Origin of the sequence: Citricoccus sp. CH26A (assembly GCF_000224415.1) — a bacterium.
Taxonomy (GTDB): domain Bacteria; phylum Actinomycetota; class Actinomycetes; order Actinomycetales; family Micrococcaceae; genus Citricoccus.
In genome coordinates this window covers 146,706-173,376 of sequence record NZ_AFXQ01000004.1, presented here as the reverse complement: position 1 = coordinate 173,376, position 26,671 = coordinate 146,706, and the positions used below count along the sequence as shown (strand labels likewise).

Below are 26,671 nucleotides of genomic sequence, written 5' to 3'. Positions count from 1 at the left end.
GCCAGGACCGGTGCGAGCCGCGCCGTGATGAACATCGGTGAGGTCCTCGGCGAGCTCAAGGAGGACTTCCCCCAGGCCAGCGCCTCCAAGATCCGCTTCCTGGAGGAGAAGGGCCTGATCACCCCCCGGCGGACCGCGGCGGGCTATCGGAAGTACACGGACGCGGACGTCGACCGCCTGCGCTTCATCCTGGCACTCCAGCGCGACCAGTACCTGCCGCTGAAGGTCATCAAGGACTACCTCGACGCGGTGGACCGTGGGGACCATCCGGAGTCGCTGCCGGGCGGCCTCACGCTGACCCCGCGCTCGGTCTCGGACCAGCTCGCCCAGGAACTGGCGGGGCACACCCGGCCGCTGACCCGGGCGGAGCTGCAGGGGATCTCCGGCGCCAGCGCCGACCTCCTCGACTCGCTCGAGCAGTACGGCATGATCGCCGCCGACGAGGACGGGCGGTACAGCGAGCACTCCCTCAAGGCCACCCGGTCCGCCGTCGTACTGGCCGCCCACGGACTGGAGCCCCGGCACCTGCGTCCGTTCCGGGCGGCCGCCGACCGAGAGCTCGGACTCATCGAACGGGTGACGGCCCCCCTGGCCAGCCGCCGCGACTCCGCGGCCGGAGCCCGGGTGGCTGAGACCGCACGCGAGATCAGCGAGGCCTGCCTGGGACTGCACAGTGCCCTGGTGGGCGCCGCGGTCGCCGACCTGGATTCGTGAGGCGGACATGGCCCTGCCCGACGTCGAGATGACGGTGCTGGGAGTCCGGGTGGAACTGCCCGGCAACCAGCCGCTCGTGCTCCTCCAGGACCCCGGCACCGGGACCCTGGTGCCGATCTGGGTGGGGGCTCCGGAGGCCAGCGCCATCGCGCTGTGGCAACAGGGGATCACCCCGCCGCGTCCCATGACCCACGACCTGCTCGTCGACGTCATCGCCGCGGCGGGCACCGCGCTGGAGTCCGTCCGGATCAGCTCGGTGCGCGACGCCGTCTTCCACGCCGAACTCCTCCTGGACAATGGCGCCCGGGTGGATGCCAGGGCATCCGATGCCATCGCCTGCGCCCTGCGTGCCGGGGTGCCCGTGCTGTGCTCGGCGGAGGTCCTCCACGATGCCGGGGTGGACCCCGAGCAGGCGCTGGAGGACGAGGACGAGGAGACGACCGACGAGTCCGCCACCGGAGTCTCCCGGTCCGCGGACCGCGATGCCGAGCTGAGCAAGTTCCGCGAATTCCTCGACTCCGTGGACCCCGAGGACTTCGCCGACGGCGGCGCGGGACAGTCCTGACGGCGCCTCGCACGCCATCGGCCCGGCTGCTCCGGCCCCGCCCGGGGGCGACACGCTCGCGGTGAAAGCGACTGGGTCTTTGACCGTGGCCCTCCACGGGCCTACCGTCGTCAGCAGAGGTTCCACATTGCCTGCCGGTTCATTCGCATCGGTCAGCGGTGCCGGGCCGGGTCGATGCCCGTCGCGCTCCGTTGGTCCGGACCGGCGGCCCCTTCCTTCCCCAGTGTGGACCTGAGACCAGGAGGGTTCCAGTGAGTCCCAAGGGCGAGGCCGGGCAGTCCCCGGACGTGACGCATCCCGCCCCTGCGCGCACCCCGGCGCAGGGCATGCTGTTCACCGAAGACCTGCCGGTGCTCGACGAGGGCGTCGGATACCGCGGCCCCACCGCGTGCAAGGCGGCCGGGATCACCTATCGCCAGCTGGACTACTGGGCCCGGACGGGCCTCGTGGTGCCCACCGTGCGCGGCGCCAGCGGCTCGGGGACGCAGCGGTTGTACTCCTTCCGGGACATCCTCGTGCTCAAGGTGGTCAAGCGACTACTGGACACCGGGGTCTCCCTGCAGCAGATCCGTTCGGCCGTCGAACACCTGCGCGAACGCGGCGTGGACGACCTGGCCCAGATCACGCTGATGAGCGACGGTGCCTCGGTCTACGAGTGCATGTCGGCGGACGAGGTCATCGACCTGGTGCAGGGCGGGCAGGGTGTCTTCGGCATCGCCGTCGGCCGGGTCTGGCGTGAGGTCGAGGGCTCCCTCGCCCAGCTGCCCTCCGAGCGCCTGCACGACGCCCCCGCCGACTTCCCCGGGGACGAACTCTCCCAGCGTCGCGCCCAGCGCAAGTCCGCCTCCTGAGGGGCGTCCCACCGCCTGTTCCCGACGACGGCCCCGTCCCTGCCGCCGGCAGGCGCGGGGCCGTCGCGGCTTGACGTCGATCGTGGTCTGGCGGGGGCGCGCCTCAGTGCCGGCGCTGGCTGCGGCGGTCCTTCAACGGCCGCTGCACGGAGTAGAGCAGCTCATCGAACAGTGCCGCGGACTGGGCGGCCGTCTGGCCGGGCCAGGCGTGGACGGGCCAGGCGGCGCCCTGGATCTGCTGCCAGTTGCCCTGTTCCGGGATGGCCACGGGCAGCAACCGGTCGCCGTACATCCGCTCCATCTCGCCCAGGCGGAACTGGTGCTCCACGCTGGCGGGCCGGACGCGGTTGGCCACCACGCCGGTGGAGGTCACGCCCTGGGCATACTCCTTGCGGAACAGGTCCAGGGCCCGCAGGGTGCGTTCGGTGCCGGCCACGGAGAACAGGCTCGGCTCGGCCACCAGCAGCACGTCCGTCGAGGCGGCCCAGGCCATCCGCGTGACGCCGTTGAGGGCCGGGGGACAGTCGATGAGGACCAGTGCGTAGCGCGTCACGGGCTCGAGCAGCTGGGTGAGCCGGCGCAGCTCGCGCTGACGGGTCGTCGGGCGCTCGTACAGCGACGTCCGCGAGGAGCCGCGGACGACATCGAGGACCCGGGGTGCGCCGTCGGGACCGCCCGCTCCGTCGCCGTCGGCCACCGGGGCCGCGGTGGACCCGGTCCAGCCCGAGGCGACCACGTGATCGGCCAGGGACACCCGCCGGGGGTGGGAGATCAGGGTGCCCACGTCCTCGGTGCCGGCGTCCTGCCGGACCCCGAGTCCGGTCGTGGCATCGGCATGGGGGTCCATGTCCACCACGAGGGTGGGGATGCCCTGCGCCTGCGCCGCCGAGGCCAGTCCGAGGGTGACCGAGGTCTTGCCGACCCCGCCCTTGAGGCTGGAGATGGAGATGATCTGCACGGCGGTGGAATCCTGACTGTCGACCAGAGGGTGGGTGGCCCGGGACCGTGGTCCATCCTAGTGCTGAAGACACTGTGACGGGTCTCACGTAGTGGGTGCCGGGGTCGTATGCAACACTGACGGGTGATGCAAGCCACAAGGAAGTGGCTCCACCGTGCGCTGACCGCGCCTGATCGTGTCCCGGCAGACCTGCCGGGCAGCCCAGGAGGCTCCATGTCATCCAACGCCACCGACGGAATGTTCTCCAAGGTGCTGGTCGCCAACCGAGGGGAGATCGCGGTCCGCGCCTTCCGTGCCTGCTACGAGCTGGGTGCCCGGACCGTGGCGGTCTTCCCGTACGAGGACCGCAACTCCATCCACCGGCAGAAGGCGGACGAGGCCTACCGGATCGGGGAGGAGGGGCACCCGATCCGCGCCTACCTGGACGTGGACGAGATCATCCGGGTGGCCAAGGAGTCAGGATGCGACGCCATCTATCCGGGGTACGGCTTCCTGTCGGAGAACGCCGGGCTGGCCCGGGCCGCGGCGGAGGCCGGGATCGCCTTCGTCGGTCCTCCCGCGGACGTCCTGGAGCTGACCGGGAACAAGGTGGAGGCGCTCCGGGCCGCCAAGGCGGCGGGTATCCCCACCCTGAAGTCCTCCGAGCCCAGCTCGGACGCCGAGTGGCTCGTCGCCCAGGCCGAGGACATCGGCTTCCCCATCTTCGTCAAGGCCGTGGCCGGCGGCGGTGGCCGAGGCATGCGCCGGGTCGAGACCGCCGCCCAGCTGCCGGACGCCCTGAACGCGGCCATGCGCGAGGCCGAGACCGCCTTCGGCGACGCCACGGTGTTCCTGGAGCAGGCCGTGCTGCGGCCCCGGCACATCGAGGTCCAGGTCCTGGCGGACGGCACGGGGGAGACCGTGCACCTGTTCGAGCGCGACTGCTCCATGCAGCGCCGCCACCAGAAGGTCATCGAGATCGCCCCGGCCCCGCAGCTGGACGAGTCCATCCGCCAGGCGCTCTACGCCGATGCCGTCAAGTTCGCCAAGGCCATGGGGTACGTCAACGCCGGCACCGTCGAGTTCCTCGTCGACACCGCGGGGGACCGTGCCGGTCAGCACGTGTTCATCGAGATGAACCCCCGGATCCAGGTCGAGCACACCGTCACCGAGGAGATCACCGACGTCGACCTGGTCGCCTCCCAGCTGCGCATCGCCGCCGGCCAGACGCTCGAGCAGCTCGGGATCCGCCAGGACGAGCTGCGCATCCGTGGCGCCGCCCTGCAGTGCCGGATCACCACGGAGGACCCGGCCAACGGTTTCCGGCCGGACACCGGCGCCATCACCGCCTACCGGTCCGCCGGCGGCTCCGGCGTGCGACTGGACGGTGGCACGATCTACACCGGCGCCGAGATCAGCCCGCACTTCGACTCCATGCTGGTGAAGCTGACCTGCCGTGGACGGGACTACCCGACGGCGGTGCGGCGCGCACGGCGCGCCCTGGCCGAGTTCCGCGTCCGCGGGGTGGCCACCAACATCCCGTTCCTGATGAACGTGCTGGACGACCCCACGTTCGTGGCCGGCGACGTCGCCACCGACTTCATCGACGCCCACCCCGAGCTGGCCCAGGTCAACCGCAGCCAGGACCGTGGTTCGAAGGCCCTGCAGTACCTCGCCGACGTCACGGTGAACCAGCCCCACGGGCCCCGGGTGGAGGGGATCGACCCCAGGGACAAGCTGCCGGCCTTCCCGGGCGACAAGTCCCAGGAGCCGGATCGCAGCCCGTTCGATGGCCCCTCGCCGCACCAGCCGCCCGCGGGCTGGCGCCAGGTGCTGTTGGAGAAGGGCCCCGAGGGGTTCGCGGCCGAATTGCGCGGCCGGACGGAACTGGCCGTCACGGACACGACCTTCCGTGATGCCCACCAGTCCCTGCTGGCCACCCGGGTGCGCACGCGTGACCTGCTGGCTGCCGCTCCGGCCGTCGCGCACACCCTGCCCGGGCTGCTCTCTGTGGAGGCCTGGGGCGGGGCCACCTACGACGTCGCCCTGCGCTTCCTCGGTGAGGACCCCTGGGACCGGCTCGCCCGGTTGCGCCAGGAATTGCCGAACATCCCGCTGCAGATGCTGCTGCGCGGGCGCAACACGGTCGGCTACACGCCCTACCCCGTAGAGGTGACCAATGCCTTCGTGGCCGAGGCCGCCCAGACCGGTGTGGACATCTTCCGGATCTTCGACGCGCTGAACGACGTCCGGCAGATCGCCCCCGCCATCGACGCGGTCCGGGCCACCGGGACTGCGGTGGCCGAGGCGGCCCTGTGTTACACGGGCAACCTGCTGGACCCCGCGGAGGAGCTCTACACGCTGGACTACTACCTGGGCCTGGCCCGGCAGATGGTCGACGCCGGGGCCCACGTCCTGGCCATCAAGGACATGGCCGGACTGCTGCGGCCGCAGGCTGCCCGGGAGCTGGTCGGTGCCCTGCGCGCCGAGTTCGACCTCCCCGTCCACCTGCACACCCACGACACCGCCGGTGGTCAGCTGGGCACCCTGCTCGCCGCCGCCGAGGCGGGAGTGGACGCGGTGGACACGGCCGTCGCGTCCATGGCCGGGACCACCAGCCAGGTGCCGATGTCCGCCCTGGTGGCGGCCCTGGAGCACACGGAGCGGGACACCGGCCTCGGACTGGACCAGGCTGCCGCACTGGAACCGTACTGGGAGACCATCCGTGAGGTCTACCGCCCGTTCGAGTCCGGGCTGTCGGCACCGACGGGGCGCGTGTACCGGCACGAGATCCCGGGCGGCCAGCTGTCCAACCTCCGCCAGCAGGCCATCGCCCTGGGCCTGGGCGACCGCTTCGAGCAGATCGAGCGGATGTACGAGGCCGCCAACGACATGCTCGGCAACATCGTCAAGGTCACCCCGAGCTCCAAGGTGGTCGGGGACCTGGCCTTGCAGCTGGTCGGCATGGACGTGGATCCGGCCCAGTTCGCGGAGAGCCCCCAGGACTTCGACCTGCCGGACTCCGTGATCGGCTTCCTCTCCGGCGAGCTGGGGGACCCGCCCGGTGGCTGGCCCGAGCCGTTCCGGACCCGGGCCCTGCAGAACCGCGGCCGTCGCCGTGCTGAGACCGAGCTCTCGGCGGAGGACCGCTCGGCGTTGGCCGAACCCGGCGCCACGCGCCAGGCGACGTTGAACCGGCTCCTGTTCCCGGGGCCGACGCAGGAGTACGAGGCCAACTGCGCGACCTACGGGGACACCTCCGTCCTGCACACCCGGGACTGGTTGTACGGGCTGGTGCGGGGACGTGAGCACGTCATCTCCCTGGGCAAGGGCGTGCGCCTGCTGACCACGCTGCAGGCGATCGGCGAGCCCGATGCCAAGGGCATGCGGCCCGTGATGGTGACCCTCAACGGCCAGGCGCGGCAGATCACGGTGCGCGACCGCTCCGTCGAGTCGACCGCCCGGGCTGCCGAGAAGGCCGACCCCGCCAACAAGGGGCACGTGGCCGCGCCCTTCGCCGGGGTCGTCTCCGTGACCGTGGACGAGGGTGACACCGTGGAGGCCGGGGACACGGTGGCCACCATCGAGGCCATGAAGATGGAGGCCGCCATCACGGCCCATGCCTCCGGCACCGTCACCCGCGTGGTGCTGGGCGGCACCACGGCGGTCGAGGGTGGTGACCTGCTGCTGACACTGGGCGAGTGACGGGACGGTGCCCGTGGAGCCTTAGGCTGAGAGCCATGGGCACCGAAACCTACGACCTCGCCATCATCGGCTCCGGCTCCGGCAACTCGCTGGTCACCCCGTACTGGGACGACAAGCGCGTGGCCCTCATCGACTCCGGCACGTTCGGGGGCACCTGCCTCAACGTCGGCTGCATCCCCACCAAGATGTTCGCCTACCCGGCGTCGCTGGCCGTGGTGCCGGAGGAGGCCAGCAGGCTCGGCGTGGACCTGGGGATCGGCGGGACCGACTGGCCCGGCATCCGGGACCGGATCTTCTCGCGCATCGACGCCATCTCCGCGGGGGGCCTGCACTACCGGGACGTCGAGTTGCAGAACACCACGGTCATCCCGGAGGAGACGCGGTTCACCGGGACCCGCCAGCTGACCACGGCCAGCGGGCGGGTCCTGGAGGCCCAGGACATCGTGGTCGCCGCGGGCTCGAGGGCAGTCGTCCCCTCCGTCCCCGGCAGCGACCTGCCCCAGGTCCACACCTCGGACACCGTGATGCGCCTGCCCCGGCTGCCCCAGCGGATCGTGGTGCTGGGCGGGGGGTACATCGCCGCCGAGTTCGCCTCGATCTTCTCCGGCCTGGGGTCCTCCGTGGTCCAGGTGAACCGCTCACCGCGACTGCTGCGCCATCACGACGCGACCATCTCCGAGCGGTTCACCGAGATGGCCTCGACCCAGTGGCGGGTCGAGACCGGCTGGACCCTGTCCCGGATCGAGGAGGGGCTCGACGGGTGGGTGACCGTGCATCTCGACGGGCCCACCAACACCACCTGGGAGGTGGACGCCGACGCCGTGCTCATCGCCTACGGCCGGGTCCCCAACAGCGACCGGCTCGACCCGGCCGCCGCCGGGCTGGACCTGCATGCCGACGGGCGGCTCGCCGTCGACGAATACCAGCGGCTGCTGTCCGGCGGCGAGCCGGTGCCCGGGCTGTGGGCGCTGGGTGACGTCTCCAGTCCGCACCAGCTCAAGCACGTGGCGAACCACGACCAGCGCGTGGTCAGCCACAACCTGGAGCACCCGGACGACCTGCGGCCGAACACGCTGGGTCCGGTGCCCTCGGCGGTGTTCTCCCGGCCGCAGGTGGCCGCGGTCGGTCTCACCGAGGCGGAGGCCGTCGAGCAGTACGGCGCGGAGAGGATCACCGTCAAGGAGCAGAACTACGGCGACGTGGCGTACGGCTGGGCCATGGAGGACGGCACCTCCCTGTGCAAGGTCATCGCCGACCGCCAGACGGGCCTGCTCCTCGGGGCCCACCTGATCGGGCGGGACGCGCCGAACCTGATCCAGCCCCTGGTGCAGGCCATGAGCATGGGCCTGGACGCCCACGCGATGGCCCGCGGCCAGTACTGGATCCACCCGGCACTCACGGAGGTCGTGGAGAACGCGCTGCTCGGGCTCGACGTCCCGGACAGCGGCCGCCTCTAGGACGAGACCGGTTTCGGCGCGCCGTAGATCTCCTCGACGAGGGGCTCGAAGTCCTCCAGGACCACGTTGCGCTTGATCTTCAGGGACGGCGTCATCTGGCCGGACTCGATGGAGAAGTCCACGGGGACGATCCGGAACGCCCGAATCGACTCCGCCTTGGACACCGTCTCGTTGGCCCTGTCGATCACCGACTGGACGTGGTCGAGGACGACCCGGTGCGTGGCGAGCTGGTCCATCGGCGTGTCCGCCGGGACACCGTGCTGGCCCAGCCAGCGCGGCAGGATGTCCGCGTCCAGGGTGACGAGGGCGGAGACGAACGGCCGCTGGTCACCCACCACGACGCACTGGGAGACCACCGCGTCCGCCCGGATCTGGTCCTCCAGCAGTGCCGGCACCACGTTCTTCCCGGACGCCGTGACGATGATGTCCTTCTTCCGCCCGGTGATGGTGAGGTACCCCTCGTCGTCCAGGTCCCCGATGTCCCCGGTGTGCAGCCAGCCGTCCACCAGATCCTTCTCGGTCAGGTCCGGACGGTTGTGATAGCCGCGCATCACGCAGACACCCCTGGCCAGGATCTCGCCGTCCTCGGCGATGCGCACCCCGTTGCCCGGGATCGGAGGGCCGACGGTGCCGATCCTCACCCCGTGCGGGACGTTGACCGTGACCGGTGCCGTGGTCTCGGTCAGGCCGTAGCCCTCCATGATGTTGACGCCGATGCCGTGGAAGAAGTGGCCCAGGCGTGCACCCAGTGGGCCGCCGCCGGACACCGCGTGGGTGACCCGCCCGCCCATGGCCTCGCGGATCTTGCCGTAGAGCAGCTTCTCGAACAGCGCGTGCTTGACGCGCAGCACCAGGGGTACCCTGCCGGCACTCCTCGCCGTGGAGTAGTCGATGGCGGTCTGGGCACCGGCCGCGAAGACCTTGCCCTTGCCCCCGGTCTCCGCCTTGAGCTGCGCGGAGTTGTAGACCTTCTCGAAGACCCGGGGCACGGCCAGCAGGAAGGTGGGCCGGAAGGACTGCAGGTCGGGGACCAGTTGCTTGAGGTCGGAGGTGTGGCCCACCTTGGTGCCCGCCGCGAGCGCCAGCACGGAGATGAAACGGGCGAACACGTGGGCCAACGGGATGAACATCACGGTGCTGGCCTGCGGATTGACGACCTCACCCAGGTTCGTGCCGAGGGTCTGCAGGCTCAGCTCGGCGAAGTTGCCGTGGGTCAGTTCGCAGCCCTTCGGCTTGCCGGTCGTGCCCGAGGTGTAGATGATGGTCGCCAGGTCGGCCAGGGTGGCGGCGGAACGGCGGGACTCCATGGTCGGCTCGTCCGGTCCGCGCTCGGCCAGCGCGCGCAGTTCGTCGAGACCGTCGTCCTCGATCAGCCAGCTGGCGACCAGCGGATCCAGCTGCTCCTGGCGGATGGCGGTGTCCACCACGCCCTGGTGCCGCGACGTGTCACAGACGACCGCCCGCACGTCGGCGTCGGAGATGATCCAGGCGACCTGGCTGGGGGAGGACGTCTCGTAGATCGGGACGGTGACGGCGCCGGCGTACCAGATGGCCACGTCCATCAGGGTCCACTCGTAGCGGGTGGGGGCCATGATCCCCACCCGGTCGCCCGGCTCCAGCCCGGCGGCGGCCAGGCCGCGTGCGAGGGTGCGGACATCCTCGCGGAACTCCTCCGCGCTGACGTCGGTCCACTGCGCCGGGGCGGTCTGCCGGGCGAACAGGGGGCGCCGCGGATCGGCCAGGACCTGCTGCTCCACCAGGTCCGTGATGTTCATGTCCCGGGGGACGTCCACGACGGGAGGGGAGATGTATTCCTTCAACGTTCGCTCCTGGTGATCGACGGTAGCCGCCTGCGTGGCAGAGTGGTGGTCCCGGGTGCAGGCCCTCCGGGGCGGGGGTCCCCGTGATCTCTGACCCTACCGGAGGGGTCCGGCTGGTGTGTCCTGCACCACAGGCAATATTCTACTCATGGGTAACTTCGGTTGTCAGCAGGACGGCGGGACCGACGGTCCGGAAGGCGGTGGCCGGCGCGATGGGCGGATCTGCACACCCGGGGGCACCCGTGGCCGCGGCCATCGGGCTCGATGTCGGAGGCGGGGCGGTCAAGGCCGGGGCGGTGCTGCTGGACGGCCGGGGCCGACTGGTGCCCGCGCTCACGGAGATCCGGGTCACTCACCATCTCGAGGCGGACGGGGCCGGCCTGAGCGCCCTGTGCGCCCGCACGGCGCTCGAGCTGTTCGAGGCCCTGGACGCCCGCTGGCCGGGCCTGCCCGTGCCGTGGGGGGTCTCCGCCGCCGCCTGGATCGACCCGCGCAGCGGTACCGCCGTCTTCAGCCCGCACCTGATGGGGTGGCGCCAGCGGCCCCTGCCCCAGGACCTGGGCGCCGCCCTCTCGGAGGCGAGGGGACTGCCCTCCGATGCGCAGGGGGCCGCCCGCCCGTCCCTCGGTACCGTCCCCTGGCCCGCGGTCGTCAATGACGCGGACGCGGCGGCTTGGGCGGAGGCGCGGCTGGGGGACCCGGTGGTCCCGCCGGCGGGTCCGGACCCGGTCCGCGGGCCGGACCGGATGGTCATGGTCGCCATCGGGACCGGCATCGGGGGCGCGCTGGTCCAGGACGGGGTGGTGGACGTCGGCGCGCACGGCATGGCCGGGGAGTTCGGGCACATGACCGTGGACCTCTCGGGACTGCCGTGCCCCTGCGGGAACACCGGATGCTGGGAACTGCTCGTCTCCGCCGAGGCCCTGGCCGCCCGCGCCGGACGCCCCCACGCCCGGCCGGTCCTCGACGACGCCCTGTCCGGGGATCCGGGCGCCGTGCGGGCCGTGCAGGAGACGGGCCGGTGGCTGGGCCGTGGTCTGGCCACGCTGGCCGCCGTGCTGGACCCCTCCCGGTTCGTCATCGGCGGCGGCGTGGCGGTCGCCGGTGACCTGCTGCTCGAGCCCGCCCGGGCGGAACTGGCCCGCCACGTCCCCGGCGGGCGACGGCGTCCGATCCCGTCCGTCAGCGTCGCGAGCCTGGGCAACCGTGCCGGCTGGCTCGGTGCGGCGGGCGTGGCGCTGGAGCGCGCCGGCTGGTGCGTGAGGGACTCGGCCATCGCCGGCCGGTGACCGGTCGCGCCGATCAGACCTGCGCGCCGTCATCGCCGGGGCCGTCCCGGTCCGCGTCCCGGGGGAGGGCGAAGAATAGTCCGACGGCGCCCGCCACGAACGCGGCGATCAGCACCGCGAGCACGAGTCCGGGCAGCGAGGGCCAGAGGATCGCCGCGAGCAGCAGGGCCGCCGGCGCACCGGCCACCCCGATCATGCTCAGCACGACGAGCGGGTTGCCGGAGCCGAGCGCGGGGGGCTCGGGCGGGATGAAGTCCCCGTCGTCCTCGTCCACCGGATAGTCGCGTGGGCCCCACTCCCGGCCGGGGCCGGGGAGGCCTCGCGGTCCGGTGCGTCCGGATCCGGTCCTGCCGGTCCCGCCGCGGTGGGCTCCGGCCACGAGGGATCCCGGGCGCCGGCGTCCAGGGGGCCCAGCCCGGCGATGATCTCCTGCCACCGGCGATCGACCTCGTCCGGGTCCCGGTGCTCGGGGTCGCCGCCCTCGTGGTCGCGGTCCAGGGGATCAGCCACGGACGTCGGCCCGTCCACGTGCCAACCGGGCGATGAACCTGATCGACTCGTCCTCGATGACCCCCGCGTCCCAGTCCAGGGTGGCCACGTGGAAGCTGTTGTACAGCGGCCTGACGGTCAGCAGCCCAGGGGCCAGGCCGCGAGCGAGGGCGGTCATGGAGGAGTGGGGCACCACGCGGTCGGTCGTGGACCGGAACGCCAGGACCGGTGCCGTGATCGCCGGCAGTCCGGCCCGGGCGGCGGCCTGGAGGGCGCCGACCTGCTGGACGGCGGCCACCGGGGTGCGCGGGTAGGCCTGTTCGTCCACCCCGGGGCGCGCGGCGTCGTTGGCGATCGGTGCCACACTGCGGACGGCGTACTTGAGCACCCTCGCCAGGGGGGCGGCCGGGGAGGCGAAACGCAGTCCGGGATTCACCACGACGACGCCGGACACGGGCCGGTGGGCGGCAGCATCGAGGGCGAGCGCGCCGCCCATGGACAGCCCGGCGACGACCACGCGGTCGTTCCGGGCGAACAGGCGGTCGACCGTGTCCCGCGCGGTGGCCCGCCACGCGTCGGCCGTGACGACCTGGAGGTCCTGCCACCGGGTCCCGTGGCCGGGCAGCAGCGGGACCTCCACGGAGGCACCCGCCAATGCCAGGGCGCGGGCCCAGCCGGTCACGGACACGGGGCCGGAGGTGAACCCGTGGAACAGGGCGACCCCCGTCGATCCCGACCCGGCGGACGCGGCCAGGGGGCCGTCGTCGGCGCCGTGGAGGGACAGCGCCCGCTGGTGGGCGATCATGTCCCCAGCGTAGCGTCCCGGCCCCCCGCGATCGCTCCCTAGACTGGGGACGGTCCACGCCACCACCTGAGAGGAAGACCATCGTGTTCTACTGGTTCGCCAAGACCTTCGTGGTGGCACCCGTGACGAACCTCGTGTTCCGGCCCTGGGTGAAGGGCCTGGGCAATGTCCCCGAGGAGGGTGGGGCGATCCTGGCCAGCAACCACCTCTCGGTCTCCGACTCGATCTTCATGCCGTCCCAACTCGGCCGCCAGGTCCACTTCCTGGCGAAGATGGAGTACTTCACGGGCAAGGGCGTCAGGGGGTGGCTGACCCGGAAGTTCTTCGAGGCCACCCATCAGCTGCCGATGGACCGTGCCGGCGGCCAGGCCTCACTGGACTCCCTGCGCTCCGGGCTCGAGGTGCTGCAGGACGGGAAGCTGCTCGGGATCTACCCGGAGGGCACCCGCAGCCCGGACGGCCGATTGTACCGGGGCAAGCTCGGTGTGGCGAAGCTGGCCCTGAACGCGCGGGTCCCCGTCGTGCCCATCGCGATGATCGGCACGGACAAGGTCCAGCCGATCGGCAGGACCATTCCGAACATCCGCCGCGTGGGCATGATCTTCGGCCCCCCGCTCGACTTCTCGGAGTACTACGACCGCGCCGGCGACCGCTTCGTGGAGCGTCAGGTCACCGACCAGATCATGGAGGCCATCCGGCGCCTGTCGGGACAGGAGTACGTGGACGTGTACGCCGCCACGGTGAAGAACGCGCCCCCGGCGGACGGCCGCGACGCCGGTTGAGCGCGCCGTCGGGCCGGCATCCGGGAGCCGCACGCCGGCGGAGGGGTAGGAGATCGTCACGTGGACGTGGGAACGGCAACCGTTCCGTACCCTTGGAGCATGATTTCTGATCCCCGCACCGATACCCCGGCCTTCGGCTCAGCCCAGTCCAACGGGGCCGCCGACTATCCCGGCCTGGACACGTGGCGGGAGAAGCCGATCACCCAGCAGCCCACCTGGGAGGACCGGGAGGCCTTCGCCGAGGTGATGACGGAACTGTCCTCCGCCCCTCCGCTGGTGTTCGCCGGTGAGGTCGACGTGCTGCGGACCCAGTTGGCCGCGGCGGCACGGGGCGAGGCGTTCCTGCTCCAGGGTGGTGACTGCGCCGAGACCTTCGCCGGCGCCACGGCCAACAAGATCAGCGCCCGCGTGAAGACCATCCTGCAGATGGCCGTGGTGCTGACCTACGGCGCCTCCCTGCCGGTGGTGAAGATGGGTCGGATGGCCGGCCAATTCGCCAAGCCGCGTTCCTCGGACACCGAGACCCGGGACGGGGTGACCCTGCCGTCCTTCCGCGGTGAGATCGTCAACGGCTTCGACTTCACGCCCGAGTCGCGCCGGCACGATCCCCGACGGATGGTGCAGGCCTACAACACCTCCGCCTCGACCCTGAACCTGGTCCGCGCCTTCACGCAGGGTGGCTTCGCGGACCTCCGGTCCGTGCACGCGTGGAACCAGGGGTTCATGCGGAACCCGGCGTACTCCCGCTACGAGGAACTCGCCCAGGAGATCGACCGTGCCGTCCGGTTCATGGACGCCGCCGGCGCCGATTTCGAGGCCCTGCGCCGCACTGACTTCTTCACCGCCCACGAGGCCCTGCTGCTGGACTACGAACGTCCGCTGACCCGCATCGACTCGCGCTCGGGACTGCCGTACGCCACCTCGGGGCACTTCCTGTGGATCGGCGAGCGGACCCGTGACCTGGACGGTGCCCACGTCGAGTTCCTCTCCAAGGTGCGCAACCCGATCGGGGTCAAGCTCGGTCCCACCACGAAGCCCGCGGACGCCCTCGCACTCATCGACAAGCTGGATCCGGAGCGTGAGCCGGGACGGCTGACGTTCATCACGCGCATGGGCGCGGAGAGGATCCGGGAGAACCTGCCTCCGCTGGTCGAGGCGGTCAGGGACTCGGACGCCACCCCGCTGTGGGTCACCGACCCGATGCACGGCAACACCGTGACCGCGGCGAACGGCTACAAGACCCGCCGCTTCGACGACGTCATGAACGAGGTGCGCGGTTTCTTCGAGGTCCACCGCGACGCCGGGACCTACCCGGGCGGACTGCACGTGGAGATGACGGGTGACGACGTGGCCGAGTGCCTCGGTGGCTCCGATCCGATCGACGAGTCCGCGTTCGCCGATCGCTACGAGTCCCTCGTGGACCCCCGGCTGAACCACCAGCAGTCCCTGGAGATGGCCTTCCTGGTCACCGAGGCACTATCCCGGGCCGGCCGCGGGGCCTGAGCGGGCGGACGCCCCGGCGGACGGCTGCCTCCCCGCCGGGGCGTCCGCGCGTGACGCCCGCCCCGGCGCAGCCGCGTCAGAGGATGACGATGCGCACGGTCGAGCCCGGTGGGGCCTGGCTGCCGGGCTCGGGGGACTGACTCCGGACCGTGCCCTCCCGGTCTCCGAAGAGTTCCCCGAGGATCCGCGTCTCCTCCACGGTGAAGCCGGCGCCCTCGAGGACCCCGCGGGCTCGTCCCGTGGACTGGCCGGTGACGTCGGGCACCGTCACGGAAGCCGGCCCGTCCGACACCACGACGGCGACCGGACGGCCGCCGCGCAGGTTCGCCCCGGCGACCGGCTCCTGGCGGATCACCAGCCCCTCGTCCACGGTGTCCGAGTGCTCCGTGGAGACCCGGCCCAGGCTCAATCCCGCCCCGGCGAGTGCCCGTGCGGCCTCCTCGCGTGCCAGGCCGGTGACGTCCGGCACGTCGAACAGTTCAGGCCCCAGGGACACGGTGACCAGGACGGTGTTGAACCTGCGCAGCTCGGTGCCGGGCCCCGGATCCGTGGAGATCACGCTGTCCTCGGCCACCACATCATGGTGGACGCTGGCCAGCGAGTAGCCGACCCCGGTCTGCTGCAGCTCCTCCACCGCCGCGGCCTTGCTGTGCCCCTCCACGTCAGGGACGACCACCAGGGCGCCCGGCCCTGAACCGAAGAACCAGCCGGCCAGGACCAGGACCGCGGTCAGGATGAGCACCACCGCCGCCCAGATCCACATCCGCGTCCCGCTCCGGCGCCCCAGGTCCTCAGTGGGGGTGCGGGCACGTCGGATCGCCTGGCGTCGCTGCTGCCGCGTCGAGGGCGGCCTGGGCGACCTGGGCGACCTGGGCGACCTGCCCGAGGATCGGGGGAGCAGTGGGCCGGGGACGGTGCCACGGTCCTGGGGCGGGACCGCCGATGCGCCGGCGCCCGACTGCCCTGAACCGCCGGGGCGGCGCCCCGGGTCCGGCGGAAGGCTGGGCAGGACCGAGGTGCGTTGCGTGCCCGGTGGGGAAGGGCCGTGGTGACGCCGGGGTCCAGGGCCTCCGTGGCGCCGGCATCACCGATCACGTCCGTGGCATCCCCCGGGGCCACGTCCGCGTCCTCGTCGTGGTCAGCGTCCACCCCGTATCCCGCGTCCCGGTACACGTCGTCCATGGCGGGAGCCCCCGCGCCGACCGCGGGGGTCACGGCACCGAAGGCCTCGGTGGCCTGATCCTCCGCCCGGGCCTCGTCGTCAGGATCCGTGCCTACCCGCCCGAGCGCCTCCGTGGACCGTTCCCCGGCCATCCCGGCCGCGATGACCGGTGGCTCGGCATCGAGGTCCGCGTCCGCCATCGTGGAGCGCAGGTGCCGGATCTCGGTGAGCAGGACGCCGGCGTCTGCCGGCCGGTCCCGCGCGTTCTGGGCGGTACACCACAGCACGAGCCGGTCGAGGGCGTCGGCGAGTCCGGGGATACGGCCGGAGGGCGGCGGGACCTCGTTGTTGACGTGCTGATAGGCGACCTGGATGGGGGAGGCACCGACGAACGGCTGCCGCCCGGTGAGCATCTCGTAGGCCATGATGCCGACCGCGTAGATGTCGCTGCGTTCGTCGGCGGGGGAGCCGCTCACCAGCTCCGGGGAGATGTACGCCACGGTGCCCACGAGGGCCGCACCGATGCCCGTGAAGTCGGTGGTCGCCCGGGCGAGGCCGAAGTCAGCCACCTTGATCTGCCCGTCACGGGACACCAGGACGTTCTCCGGCTTCATGTCCCGGTGGACCAGTCCGGCCCGGTGGGCTGCCGCGAGCCCGTCCACGATGGCCTCGAGGTACGCCAGGGCCACCCGGGGGGTCATCGCCCGGCGGCGCTGCAGCACGGTCCGGAGCGTGTAGCCGGGGACGTACTCCATCACGAGGTAGGCGAGGTCCCCGTCGGGGCGTTCGTCCACGCCCTGGTCCAGGACGTTGACGACGTGCGGGTGGGACAGCCTGGCCGCCGTCTTGGCCTCGAGCTCGAACCGTTCCACCAGCGCAGGGTTCTCGGCCAGGTGGGGATACAGCACCTTCAGGGCGACCTCGCGGTCCAGGCGCCGGTCGACCGCCAGGTACACCGTGGACATCCCGCCCCGGGCCAGGCGGGACCGTATCTCGTACCGTCCCTCGATGACGGTCCCGTTCAAGGGGTCGGTGCGGCGTTCCTTCACCATTACAGGGTAGACCGGGACCCCGGACGCTCCGGGGACGCGGGGGTCAGAACCGCTGCATGTACCCCTTGACCTTGGACACGTACCGCTTGGTGTCCGGGTACATGCCGTTGCGCGTCACCCCGCCCAGCCCCTGGTAGTACGCCGCGATCCCGATGTCCACCGACGGGGCGGTGCGCTGCAGCTTGCGGATGATGGCGACACCCGCGGTGGCGTTGTCGTAGGGGTCCAGCAGGTTGAGCTTGCGCCCCACCAGGGCGGAGGCCCAGGTCCCCGAGGACGGGATGACCTGCATGGCGCCGATGGCGTTGGCGGGGGAGACGGCGGCGTGGCTGAAGCCGGATTCCGCGAAGGAGTGCGCCAGTGCCAGGCTCGGGTCCACGCCCATCCGCCGCGCCGTGTCGGCGATGATCGCCTGCATCTGGGACCGTGAGGGAACACCGGCGCCCAGCAGGGCGCGCTTGTTCGCGTTGGCCGAGGACACCACATGGTCCGGGTAGGTGTAGTGGAGGAAGGTGCTCGGTACGAGGTCGTTGCCGGCTGCCGCCCCCTGGCCGGCCGTGCCGGAGAGCTTGAGGGTCTGGCCGGGATGGATGATGGCGGCGGAGGACAGCCCGTTGGCCTTGAGCAGGGTCGAGAGGCCGATCCCGTTGCGGGTGGCGATGCCGGACAGGGTGTCCCCGGCCTTGACCGTGTAGGTCCCGGCAGAGGCCCGGGAGGTGGAGCCGGAGGACTGCTGGCCGGCCGTGCCGGAGAGCTTGAGGGTCTGGCCGGGATGGATGATGGCGGCGGAGGACAGCCCGTTGGCCTTGAGCAGGGTCGAGAGGCCGATCCCGTTGCGGGTGGCGATGCCGGACAGGGTGTCCCCGGCCTTCACGGTGTGGGTGGCCGCCGTCCTGGACGCCTGGGTGGTCCCGGTCGGAGCGACGAAGGCTGCCGGCAGGCTGGAGGCCAGCGTCGCGGAGGAGAGGCGCACCTGGGCCATCTCGATGTTGACGGACGTGACCGACCGGGGGGCCAGCGCCTGCCGGGGCGCGTCGGCAGCCGCGGGGGCCGCCAGGGCCGCTGATCCCAGCACCAGGAGGGGCAGGGTGGACGTGGCCACGGCGGACCTCAGCAGGCGCGATGTACCGGTCGAGCGTTCAGACATGGATTTCCTCTGCGGTGGGGCACCGAAGGAGGTCTCACGGTCAGTGTGACTGGCGTGACAATCCTTGGTGGATGGTGCCTGTGATCAGAATGTGACGTACGACAACGTACCGGACGATGTTTATCGAAAGGTAATCGTAAACGTAACGATAAGGTAACCCTGGCGTGTCGTCTTCGAGGGGGGTCCGACTGCCTCGCCGTGCCTGTCAAGGGCGTTCCGGGAGTTCCCGCCGATCGCTACTCTGGAGCGGTGACTACAACGGACCACACTGACAACCCGTCATCGGAACAGCCCCTGGAAGACCTGGTCGGAGAGTGGGTTGCCTTCCCTGACCTGGCCGAGCGCTGGGACATGCCCGTGACCCGGGTGCACAACATGGTCAATGATGGCCGCCTGTTGGCCTCCCGCATCGGGGAGAACGCCTATCGGGCCGTGCCCGCCCTGTTCGTCCAGGAGGACGGCCCCCTGGAGGCGCTGCGGGGGACCGTCTCCGTGCTGAAGGACGCGGGCTTCAGCGAGGACCAGGCCATCCGCTGGTTGTTCACCGCCGACGACTCGCTTCCCGGCCGTCCGGTGGACGCGCTGCGCGAGGGGCGCAAGACCGAGATCCGGCGTCGCGCGCAGGCGCTGGCCTGGTAGGGCACCGTCCTAGCGGTCCTGCCGCAGGATGCGGTGCGCCAGGCGGGCGAGCCCGTCCCGCACCGCATCGTCCACCGTCATCTCGTCCAGGGCGCCCAGCGCCTGGTCGCCCAGCATGGCGACCTCGTCCTCGACCCGGGCCCTGGCCCCGCACTCCGTCAGCAGCGACTGGAGCCGGGCCACTGACTCGGGCGTGAGATCCGGATCGCCCAACGCGTCCTCCAGGATCCTCGCCTGGCCCGGGGACAGCAGGGAGAGGGCGTGGGCGACCAGCTCGGTGCGCTTGCCCTCCCTCAGGTCGTCCCCGGCCGGTTTGCCGGTCACCTCGGGATCGCCGAAGACGCCCAGCAGGTCGTCCTGCAACTGGAAGGCCTCACCCAGGGGGAGGGAGAACGCCTCGTAGTGGGAGAGGGGTGCGCCGTCCGTGTCCGCCAGCACCCCGCCGAGGTTGAGTGGGTGCACCACCGAGTACCGGGCGGACTTGTACCGCAGGACGGTGCGCGCACGGGCCAGTGCCTCAGCGGGATCCTGTCCGGGCACCTCGACCTCGTCGAGGACATCGAGGTACTGGCCGGCCATGACCTCGAAGCGCATCCGATTGAACATGGTCCTGCCGGCGGCCGGCGATCCCGTGGCATCCGCCGCGCGGGCGAACACCTCCTCGCTCAGGGCCAGGCACAGGTCCCCGGTCAGGATCGCGGCGGAGGTCCCGAAGTGCTCGGGGTCCTGACGCCATCCCGCCTGCTGGTGACGGGCCGCGAAGGCCCGGTGGATGCTGGGTTCCCCGCGGCGCGTATCGGACCGATCGAGGATGTCGTCGTGGATCAGAGCCGCGGCCTGGAACAGTTCCAGGCCCACCGCGGCGTCGATGATCCGCTGGTCGTCCACGGCGCCACCGGCGCCGCGCCATCCCCACCAGGCGAGGATGGCCCGCACGCGCTTGCCGCCGCGCACCAGGCCGGCGATGGCCTCGACCAGGGGCGCGGCCGACGTCGAGATCTCCTCGGCGCTGCGCCGGTAGTCGGCGAGCAGTGCCGCCATCCGGCGGTCCACCGCCTCGACGAAGGCCTCCTCCGGGAGGTGGTCCTGACAGGGGGATGCGGGGGCTGAGGATGGCACGTCCTCCAGCCTACCGTCGGGACATCGGCCTAGGCTGGAGCCATGGAAGAACGCAATTCCGCCGGGGGGCCCCCGCCGGCGGCCCAGGATCCCTCCTGGGATGCCGTCATCCTCCACGTGGACATGGATGCCTTCTTCCTCTCCGTCGAGTTGCTCGAACGCCCGGACCTCAGGGGCCGGCCCGCCCTCGTGGCCCACCGGGGCGGACGTTCCGTGGTGCTCTCCGCCTCATACGAGGCACGGCGCAGTGGCGTGCGCTCGGCGATGCCGCTGGCCCACGCCCTCGCGCTCTGCCCAGGCGTCGCGGTGGTGGAACCACGGCACGAGGGGTACACTGCCGCGTCCCGTCAGGTGATGGACATCCTGGGCTCGTTCACCCCGGTGATGGAGCAGCTCAGTATCGACGAGGCCTTCCTCGATGTCTCCGGGGCCCGACGCCGGCTCGGCCCGCCAGCCCGGATCGGCGCCCTGATCCGTGAGCGCGTCCGGGAACGGACGGGGTTGCCGTGCACCGTGGGTGCGGCCACCACCAAGTCCGTGGCCAAGATCGCCTCGACTCGTGCCAAGCCGGACGGGCTCGGCGTGGTTCCCGGTGCGCAGACCCGGGCATTCCTGGACCCGCTGCCGGTCTCGGCGCTCTGGGGTGTCGGTCCCGTGCTGCAGCGCAGGCTCGTGGAGGCCGGCCTGGAGACCGTCGGTGACATCGCCGCCCAGTCGCCCCGGCGCATGCAACGCTGGCTCGGGTCCAACGGGCCGGTCCTGGTCGATCTGGCCCGCGGTATCGACCACAGGGCGGTGGTGCCCGAGCGGGAGGCCAAGTCCCTGGGGGTGGAGCGGACGTTCGACGTGGACGTGACGGACCGGGACGAGTTGCACAGGATCCTCGTGGCGCTGTCCCACGAATGCGCCTTCCGGCTCCGCCGGTCCGGGGTCCGTGCCGGCGCGATCTCAGTCAAGCTCAAGGCTCCTGACCTGACCGTGCGGAACAGGTCCCGCTCCCTGGCGGTGCCGGTCGACTCGGCGGGGCCGCTGGCCGAGGCGGCCGAGGAGCTGCTGGCGGAACTGCTGGCTGCACGGCGGCACCCGGCCCGGTTGGTGGGTCTTCGTGCCGAGCGCCTCAGCGGCGCCGGCGTTGCCGTGCAGGACGCTCTTCCCTGGGAGGACGAGGGGGCAGAGGCGGACTGGTCCGAGGCGGACCGGGTCGCGGACGACATCCGGCGTAAATTCCCCTCCGCGGCACTGCGGCCGGCGACCCTCGTGGACGGCGGGCCCGCACCCCGGCGCCCGCGCCTACGCTGATCGCGGAAAAGTCCGGTCTGAGCGGGTCGACCGGCGTTGCCGATATGGCGTGGCGTGCGGCCCGGGCCCTATGCTAGTACTACGAAATTCGTGGCTGGAGGAGGAGGCAGCGATGCCGTTGTCTGAGCGGGAGCAGAAGCTCCTGGAGCAGCTGGAGCAACAGCTGAACGCCGAGGACCCGCACTTTGCCACGAGCATGAGTGAGACGGGGACCTCTCGGTTCTCGACCTCGCGACTGGTCGCCGGAGCGGTGGCTGCGGCGGTCGGCCTCGGAGTCATGCTCTGGGGAATCTCCCAGCAGGCGATCTGGCTGGGCATCATCGGCTTCGTCCTGATGGCCGTGGGCGTCTACGTCGGCACGGCGCGCACCAAGGCCGGTTCAACGGGCCGTGCGTCCGGGACGGCATCGGCCAGGAAGAACTCCGCCTTCATGGATGGACTGGAGCAGCGCTGGGAGCAGCGCCGCCATCAGGACCCGTGACGGTGGCAGCAGCCCGTCACGAATGATTCACCCCAGGACCCCGCCGCATTGCGGCGGGGTCCTCTCGTTGCCCTCCCGCTCTTAACCGGGCCGCCCCACATCCCTCCACCGGGCCGCCCCACATCCCTCCACCGGGCCGCCCCACATCCCTCCATCCCGGTCATTCCGGCAGGGTCCCCGGCCCCTGGGGCCCCGGAGCAGGGATGGCCGACGGTCGCCCCGCGACGACTCTGGGTGAACCCCACGCCGCATCCGCCCATGTCAGAGGCCATTTCGCGCGTTCTCGGGGGCGGCAGGTGGCTTGACGGTGGAGGGTAGTGGGGTAAAGTGGAGGGCATCAGAGGATGGTGGTATTGAGGGAGGCTCAAGCGGCCCTTTCGGACGGCAAAGGCGGTGCTCCATGTTCTTGGGGACCTACACGCCTCGGCTGGACGAGAAGGCCCGACTGATCCTCCCGGCGAAGTTCCGCGAGGAGCTAGCCGACGGTCTTGTCCTCACCAGGGGACAGGAACGGTGCATCTACGTCTTCAGTGCTCGCGAGTTCGAGAGGGTTCACGAGCAGATGAGGTCGGCTCCGCTGTCCTCACGCCAGGCCAGGGACTACATCCGCGTCTTCCTGTCAGGGGCCTCCGACGAGGTTCCGGACAAGCAGGGGCGGATCACCATCCCAGGACCGCTGCGCAGTTATGCGGGACTGGACCGGGACGTGGCGGTCATCGGAGCCGGTACGCGAGCCGAGATCTGGGATGCCGAGGCCTGGAACTCCTACTTGGAGGACCAGGAGAACGCCTTCTCGGAGACCGATGAGGAAGTCCTCCCGGGGATCTTCTAACCGGCCGGCCCCTCCGCTCTCCGGCGGCAGGCGGTCGGACACAACCGAACAGCGCGGATTCTTGCATGAGACCTCCAGCCGCCCCAGGCCGGACCTGACCCGACTTCCCCCGGGCCGGGCACGGAACCGGTGAGCGATTCCGGCCCTGACCCGACTTCCCCCGGGCCAGGCACGGAAGACGTGCGGATGGGGATCTGATCCAAGGGTCCGCCTGTCACTTAATGGGGTCCTCTGCCGTCGCGAGCCGGACGGGGACCAGCGGAACCGGACGAGGTCGAGCGTGGAAAGGGACTCACGGCTTGGGTGAAGAGCAGAGACCGGCACAGGACCGGCACATTCCCGTCATGCGCGACCGCGTCCTGGACCTGCTCTCCCCGGGACTCGACGCTGCCCGTGACGCCGGGCGCCGCCCCGTCGCACTGGACGGCACCCTGGGCATGGGGGGACACGCCGAGGCGATCCTCCGGCGGCACCCGGACGCCGTCGTCGTGGGGATCGACCGGGACACCGAGGCGCTGCGCCTGGCGACCGAGCGCCTGGCCTGGGCCGGTGACCGGTTGCGGACCTGGCACGGGACCTATGACGGTGTGGCCGAGGCACTGGCCTCGGCAGGCGTCGCCGAGGCCGATGCCATGCTCTTCGACCTGGGCGTCTCCTCGTACCAGCTGGACGAGCGCGAGCGCGGTTTCGCCTACTCCTACGACGCGCCGCTGGACATGCGCATGGACACGACCGGGGGGATCACCGCCGCCGACGTCGTGAACGAGTACGACGAGGACCGCCTGCGCCGGATCATCCGGTCCTGGGGCGAGGAGAAGTTCGCCGGCAGGATCGCCTCGGCCATCGTCCGTGCCCGCCAGGAGGCGCCCTTCGAGACCACCGGCCGGCTAGTGGAGGTCATCCGTTCGGCCGTCCCCGCCGCTGCCGGCCGCAGCGGTGGGCATCCCGCCAAGCGCACGTTCCAGGCCCTCCGGATCGAGGTCAACGAGGAGCTCGACGTGCTCGAGGCGATGCTGCCCGCGGCGATGCGTGCGCTGTCGGTGGGCGGGCGGCTCGTGGTCATGAGCTATCACTCGCTCGAGGACCGGATCACGAAGAAGGCCATCACGGCTCAGTCCACCTCCACGGCTCCTCCCGGATTCCCGGTCGAACTGGAGGAGCACGAACCGGTGGTCCGCGTCCTGACTAGGGGCGTGGACAAACCCACGGAAAAAGAAATCGAAGAAAACCCTCGCGCCTCCTCAGCAAAAGTGCGCGCTATTGAGAAGATCAGACCATCAAGGAGCACAGCATGACCGCAACGCAGCAGCGCACTGCCATGCAGCAGCCCGTCCACGCCCGTGAGAGCACCGCTCCGCAGCTGGACCAGGCTGCTCCTTGGCAACCCACCATCAGCCCCGAGTACCGTGCCGCGCCGGCGGGTACCCCGGGCGAGGAGAACCGGGCCCGAACCCCGCTGGCCGTCGTCCCGGCACCGGTCAGGAAGACCGGCCAGGGCTTCGTCGCCCTGTGCGTCGGCATCCTGGCCATTGCGCTGCTGGCCGTGCTGGTGGTCAACATCACGGTCTCGAACCGGCAGTACGACATGGTCGGGCTCAAGAGCGAGCAGCTGGACCTGACGCAGTCGAACGAGCTGCTGCGCCAGCAGGTCGAGCACCTCGAGGCCCCGCAGAACCTCGCCGCCGAGGCCGACCGGCTCGGCATGGTGAAGCCGGGGGACATCGCTGCGGTGGACCTCGCCACCGGCCGGGTCATCGGCGCCGCCACCTCCGCCGAGGGGGAAAACGGACCCACCGGCCTGATCGCCGCGCCCCTCGGACCGGGCGAGCGGGCTGCCGCGGAGGCCGAGGCCCGCCAGACCGGCGTTGAACCGGGGAACGAAGCGGCCGGGACGACGGCACCCGAGGTGCCGGCCCCCGTGCAGTCCGGACAGGACACCGCGGCTGGTCAGGAGACCGCGGCCGACCAGGACACCGCGGCTGGTCAGGACACCGCGGCCGACCAGGACGCCGCGGCCGACCAGGAGGCCACGGCCGGACAGGACCGGTCCGAGGGTGCCGCCCGGGAGCTCAACGGGGGGACGATCCCCGCCCCGCAGTTCGCCGCCGGCAGCGCCGACTGAGACGCGCAGCCGGAGAGCCTCCGGCCTGAACCACTCCCGAGCAACTGACGAACCACCGGACGACGGCCATGCCGTGGTGACCGGCAGGAAGGACTGCAGCAGATGGCCCAGGCATCAGACGCCCGAAGCGCCACGGACGTGACCGCCAGGCGCCTGCGCCTGGGCATGGTCATCGCCCTGGTCCTTCTGGCGGTGCTGGGCCTGCGGCTGGTCTTCATCCAGGGGGTGGACGCCTCCGGCCACGCGCAGGACGCCATGAAGGAGCGGTTGCGCTCCGTGACGGTGGCGCCCGACCGCGGATCGATCCTGGACTCCCAGGGACGGGTGATGGCGGCCTCGGTGGCCCGCTACGACCTGGTGGCCGACCAGCGGCTGGTGAAGGACTTCCGGCGATGGGACGCCGAGAGCGCCTCGATGATCGACGTGTCCCTGTCCGACTCCCTCGGCCGGCTCTCCGGGATCCTGGGCATCGACCGGGCCGAGCTCGAGGCCCGCATGGTCGGCGACCGGCCGTACAAGATCGTGTCCAAGGGGGTCACGCCGGAGGTCAAGGACCAGGCCCTGGAACTCGGCATCCCGGGCCTGCTGGCCGAACCCGTCACCGAGCGCACCTACCCCAACGGGTCGGTGGCCGGTTCGATCCTGGGCTTCGTCGGCGGGGACGGCACACCGCTCGAAGGCCTGGAGCTGAGCCAGGACAACCAGCTCTCCGGTGAACCCGGCAAGCGCACCTACGAGATCTCCGCCGACGGTGTGCGCATCCCGAACGCCGAGTTCTCCGAGGAACCCGCGGTCGACGGCCAGGACGTCCGGTTGACCATCGACCAGGACGTCCAGTGGTTCGCGCAGGAGGCGATCGCCGCGAAGACGGAGTCCTACGACGCCCTGTGGGGCAACATCGTGGTGATGGACGCCAGGACGGGTGAGCTTCTGGCCATGGCCGACTCGACCACGGTGGACCCCTCCGACCCGACGGCCACGGACGGCCTCTTCTGGCGGCCCACGGCCCTCACCCAGTCCTACGAGCCCGGCTCCACCGGCAAGGTCCCCACCTTCGCCACCGCGCTCGAGGTCGGCGGCGTGGAGCCCACCGACGCCTACGAGGTGCCCAACAAGCAGGAGTTCGACGGGCAGATCATCAACGACTCGATGCCCCACGACACCTACGAGATGACCACGGCCGGCATCTTCACCCGGTCCTACAACACCGGCACGGTCCAGGTGGCCCAGAGCGTCGACGACCAGACCCGCTACGAGTACATGAAGAAGCTCGGGATCGGCGAGCACGTGGACATCGGCCTGCCCGGCAGCAACAAGGGCATCCTGGTGCCGCCCGAGCAGTGGGACGGCCGTCAGCGGCTCACCACGATGTTCGGCCAGGGATACACCCAGACCACGCTGCACATGGCGCAAATCTTCCAGACCATCGCCAACGGCGGGGTCCAGCGTCGCCCCCAGCTGATCGACGCCTACATCGACCCCGACGGCTCGGAACACGTGCAGCCGGATCCCGAGGGCACCCGGATCTACTCTGAGGAGACCGCGGAGGAGATGCTGCGGATGATGGAGGGCGTCGTCCAGGTGGGGACCGCCGGGCCGGCCAAGATCCCCGGGTACCGCGTGGGCGGCAAGACCGGTACGGGCGAGGCCGCCGGTGTCGGCGGCTACAACGGCTACACGACCTCCTTCACCGGGGTGGCTCCGCTGGACGACCCCCGGTTCGTGGTGGCCGTCTCCGTCCACCGCCCGCAGGGGAACTGGCGGAACTGGGAGGTCGAGGACACGGCCGCCGAGGTCCTGTCCTACCTGCTGAACCAGTACAGCGTCCCGCCCTCGGACGCGGCACCGCAACACTACGATGTCTTCACCGACGAGCCCCAGAAACGACCCTGGTAGACCCC

General features: G+C 71.2%; 23 protein-coding genes. 15 read left to right on the top strand and 8 right to left on the bottom strand.

Annotation, left to right across the window (positions count from 1 at the left end; genetic code table 11):
* Nucleotides 1-27 precede the first annotated feature (27 nt).
* From CITRI_RS0104340 to CITRI_RS0104330, 3 genes are all read left to right on the top strand, one after another.
* Complete coding sequence (locus CITRI_RS0104340) at nt 28-714, top strand: MerR family transcriptional regulator (protein ID WP_010143414.1); 687 nt, start codon at nt 28-30, stop codon at nt 712-714.
* 7 nt (nt 715-721) lie between these two features.
* Complete coding sequence (locus CITRI_RS0104335) at nt 722-1,279, top strand: bifunctional nuclease family protein (protein ID WP_010143413.1); 558 nt, start codon at nt 722-724, stop codon at nt 1,277-1,279.
* 251 nt (nt 1,280-1,530) lie between these two features.
* Nucleotides 1,531-2,130: a MerR family transcriptional regulator gene (locus CITRI_RS0104330; protein ID WP_010143412.1), complete on the top strand. Its 600-nt coding sequence runs from the start codon at nt 1,531-1,533 to the stop codon at nt 2,128-2,130.
* A gap of 103 nt (nt 2,131-2,233) precedes the next feature.
* On the opposite strand, the gene CITRI_RS16290 is transcribed toward CITRI_RS0104330, so the two are convergent.
* Nucleotides 2,234-3,088, bottom strand: coding sequence for a ParA family protein (locus CITRI_RS16290; protein ID WP_010143411.1), 855 nt, complete (start codon nt 3,086-3,088; stop codon nt 2,234-2,236).
* A 237-nt stretch (nt 3,089-3,325) separates the two neighbouring features.
* Between CITRI_RS16290 and CITRI_RS0104320 the strand changes: the two genes are divergently transcribed.
* Both CITRI_RS0104320 and CITRI_RS0104315 read left to right on the top strand, forming a co-directional pair.
* A complete protein-coding gene (locus CITRI_RS0104320) occupies nt 3,326-6,772 on the top strand; it encodes a pyruvate carboxylase (protein WP_029139036.1) in 3,447 nt (1,148 codons plus the stop codon).
* A 35-nt stretch (nt 6,773-6,807) separates the two neighbouring features.
* Nucleotides 6,808-8,229 carry a mycothione reductase gene (locus CITRI_RS0104315; RefSeq protein ID WP_010143408.1) on the top strand — a complete coding sequence of 474 codons (1,422 nt, stop codon included), beginning with the start codon at nt 6,808-6,810 and terminating at the stop codon, nt 8,227-8,229.
* On the opposite strand, the gene CITRI_RS0104310 is transcribed toward CITRI_RS0104315, so the two are convergent.
* Complete coding sequence (locus CITRI_RS0104310; protein ID WP_010143407.1) at nt 8,226-10,049, bottom strand: long-chain fatty acid--CoA ligase; 1,824 nt, start codon at nt 10,047-10,049, stop codon at nt 8,226-8,228. The genes CITRI_RS0104315 and CITRI_RS0104310 overlap by 4 nt on opposite strands.
* 212 nt (nt 10,050-10,261) lie before the next feature.
* Here CITRI_RS0104310 and CITRI_RS16285 point away from each other — a divergent pair, with 212 nt between their 5' ends.
* The gene (locus tag CITRI_RS16285) at nt 10,262-11,338 is read left to right on the top strand and encodes an ROK family protein (RefSeq protein WP_083843293.1); all 1,077 of its coding nucleotides are present in this window, start codon (nt 10,262-10,264) and stop codon (nt 11,336-11,338) included.
* Nucleotides 11,339-11,351: 13 nt separating this feature from the next.
* Here the strand turns inward: CITRI_RS16285 and CITRI_RS16280 are convergent, their stop codons facing one another.
* Both CITRI_RS16280 and CITRI_RS0104295 read right to left on the bottom strand, forming a co-directional pair.
* Nucleotides 11,352-11,612: a hypothetical protein gene (locus tag CITRI_RS16280; RefSeq protein WP_141565942.1), complete on the bottom strand. Its 261-nt coding sequence runs from the start codon at nt 11,610-11,612 to the stop codon at nt 11,352-11,354.
* 228 nt (nt 11,613-11,840) lie between these two features.
* Nucleotides 11,841-12,632 (bottom strand): carboxylesterase, encoded by a 792-nt coding sequence (locus CITRI_RS0104295; RefSeq protein ID WP_010143404.1) that lies wholly within the window; start codon nt 12,630-12,632, stop codon nt 11,841-11,843.
* 83 nt (nt 12,633-12,715) lie between these two features.
* On the opposite strand from CITRI_RS0104295, the gene CITRI_RS0104290 reads away from it, so the two are divergent.
* Together CITRI_RS0104290 and CITRI_RS0104285 are read left to right on the top strand one after the other, a co-directional pair.
* Nucleotides 12,716-13,414, top strand: a complete 699-nt coding sequence (locus CITRI_RS0104290) for a 1-acyl-sn-glycerol-3-phosphate acyltransferase (protein WP_010143403.1) — start codon at nt 12,716-12,718, stop codon at nt 13,412-13,414.
* A 99-nt stretch (nt 13,415-13,513) separates the two neighbouring features.
* Entirely contained in the window at nt 13,514-14,917 is a 1,404-nt protein-coding gene (locus tag CITRI_RS0104285; RefSeq protein WP_010143402.1) for a class II 3-deoxy-7-phosphoheptulonate synthase, read from the top strand.
* 76 nt (nt 14,918-14,993) lie between these two features.
* On the opposite strand, the gene CITRI_RS16275 is transcribed toward CITRI_RS0104285, so the two are convergent.
* Genes CITRI_RS16275 through CITRI_RS0104275 form a run of 3 tightly spaced genes read right to left on the bottom strand, consistent with a single transcriptional unit; the run spans nt 14,994 to nt 18,278 of the window.
* The gene (locus CITRI_RS16275; protein WP_010143401.1) at nt 14,994-15,680 is read right to left on the bottom strand and encodes a PASTA domain-containing protein; all 687 of its coding nucleotides are present in this window, start codon (nt 15,678-15,680) and stop codon (nt 14,994-14,996) included.
* Complete coding sequence (locus tag CITRI_RS20575; protein ID WP_369732103.1) at nt 15,647-17,128, bottom strand: protein kinase; 1,482 nt, start codon at nt 17,126-17,128, stop codon at nt 15,647-15,649. The genes CITRI_RS16275 and CITRI_RS20575 overlap by 34 nt, the downstream gene beginning before the upstream one ends.
* A 46-nt stretch (nt 17,129-17,174) precedes the next feature.
* Entirely contained in the window at nt 17,175-18,278 is a 1,104-nt protein-coding gene (locus tag CITRI_RS0104275; protein WP_010143399.1) for a LysM peptidoglycan-binding domain-containing protein, read from the bottom strand.
* 249 nt (nt 18,279-18,527) lie between these two features.
* Between CITRI_RS0104275 and CITRI_RS0104270 the strand changes: the two genes are divergently transcribed.
* On the top strand, nt 18,528-18,917 hold the full coding sequence (locus CITRI_RS0104270; RefSeq protein WP_010143398.1) for an Rv2175c family DNA-binding protein: 390 nt from the start codon (nt 18,528-18,530) through the stop codon (nt 18,915-18,917).
* Nucleotides 18,918-18,926: 9 nt separating this feature from the next.
* On the opposite strand, the gene CITRI_RS0104265 is transcribed toward CITRI_RS0104270, so the two are convergent.
* The gene (locus CITRI_RS0104265) at nt 18,927-20,036 is read right to left on the bottom strand and encodes a polyprenyl synthetase family protein (RefSeq protein ID WP_237708981.1); all 1,110 of its coding nucleotides are present in this window, start codon (nt 20,034-20,036) and stop codon (nt 18,927-18,929) included.
* 42 nt (nt 20,037-20,078) lie between these two features.
* Between CITRI_RS0104265 and dinB the strand changes: the two genes are divergently transcribed.
* The 6 genes from dinB (at nt 20,079) to CITRI_RS0104235 (ending at nt 26,666) form a co-directional block, all read left to right on the top strand.
* Complete coding sequence (dinB, locus tag CITRI_RS0104260) at nt 20,079-21,335, top strand: DNA polymerase IV (RefSeq protein WP_010143396.1); 1,257 nt, start codon at nt 20,079-20,081, stop codon at nt 21,333-21,335.
* Nucleotides 21,336-21,447: 112 nt separating this feature from the next.
* On the top strand, nt 21,448-21,816 hold the full coding sequence (locus CITRI_RS0104255; RefSeq protein WP_010143395.1) for a DUF3040 domain-containing protein: 369 nt from the start codon (nt 21,448-21,450) through the stop codon (nt 21,814-21,816).
* 400 nt (nt 21,817-22,216) lie between these two features.
* Nucleotides 22,217-22,648: a division/cell wall cluster transcriptional repressor MraZ gene (gene mraZ, locus CITRI_RS0104250; protein WP_010143394.1), complete on the top strand. Its 432-nt coding sequence runs from the start codon at nt 22,217-22,219 to the stop codon at nt 22,646-22,648.
* Nucleotides 22,649-22,992: 344 nt separating this feature from the next.
* The gene (gene rsmH / locus CITRI_RS0104245; protein ID WP_010143392.1) at nt 22,993-23,943 is read left to right on the top strand and encodes a 16S rRNA (cytosine(1402)-N(4))-methyltransferase RsmH; all 951 of its coding nucleotides are present in this window, start codon (nt 22,993-22,995) and stop codon (nt 23,941-23,943) included.
* Entirely contained in the window at nt 23,940-24,770 is an 831-nt protein-coding gene (locus CITRI_RS16265) for a hypothetical protein (RefSeq protein WP_010143391.1), read from the top strand. Before rsmH ends, CITRI_RS16265 begins: the two co-directional genes overlap by 4 nt.
* A 102-nt stretch (nt 24,771-24,872) precedes the next feature.
* Entirely contained in the window at nt 24,873-26,666 is a 1,794-nt protein-coding gene (locus CITRI_RS0104235; RefSeq protein WP_010143390.1) for a penicillin-binding protein 2, read from the top strand.
* The last annotated feature ends 5 nt before the right edge of the window (nt 26,667-26,671 follow it).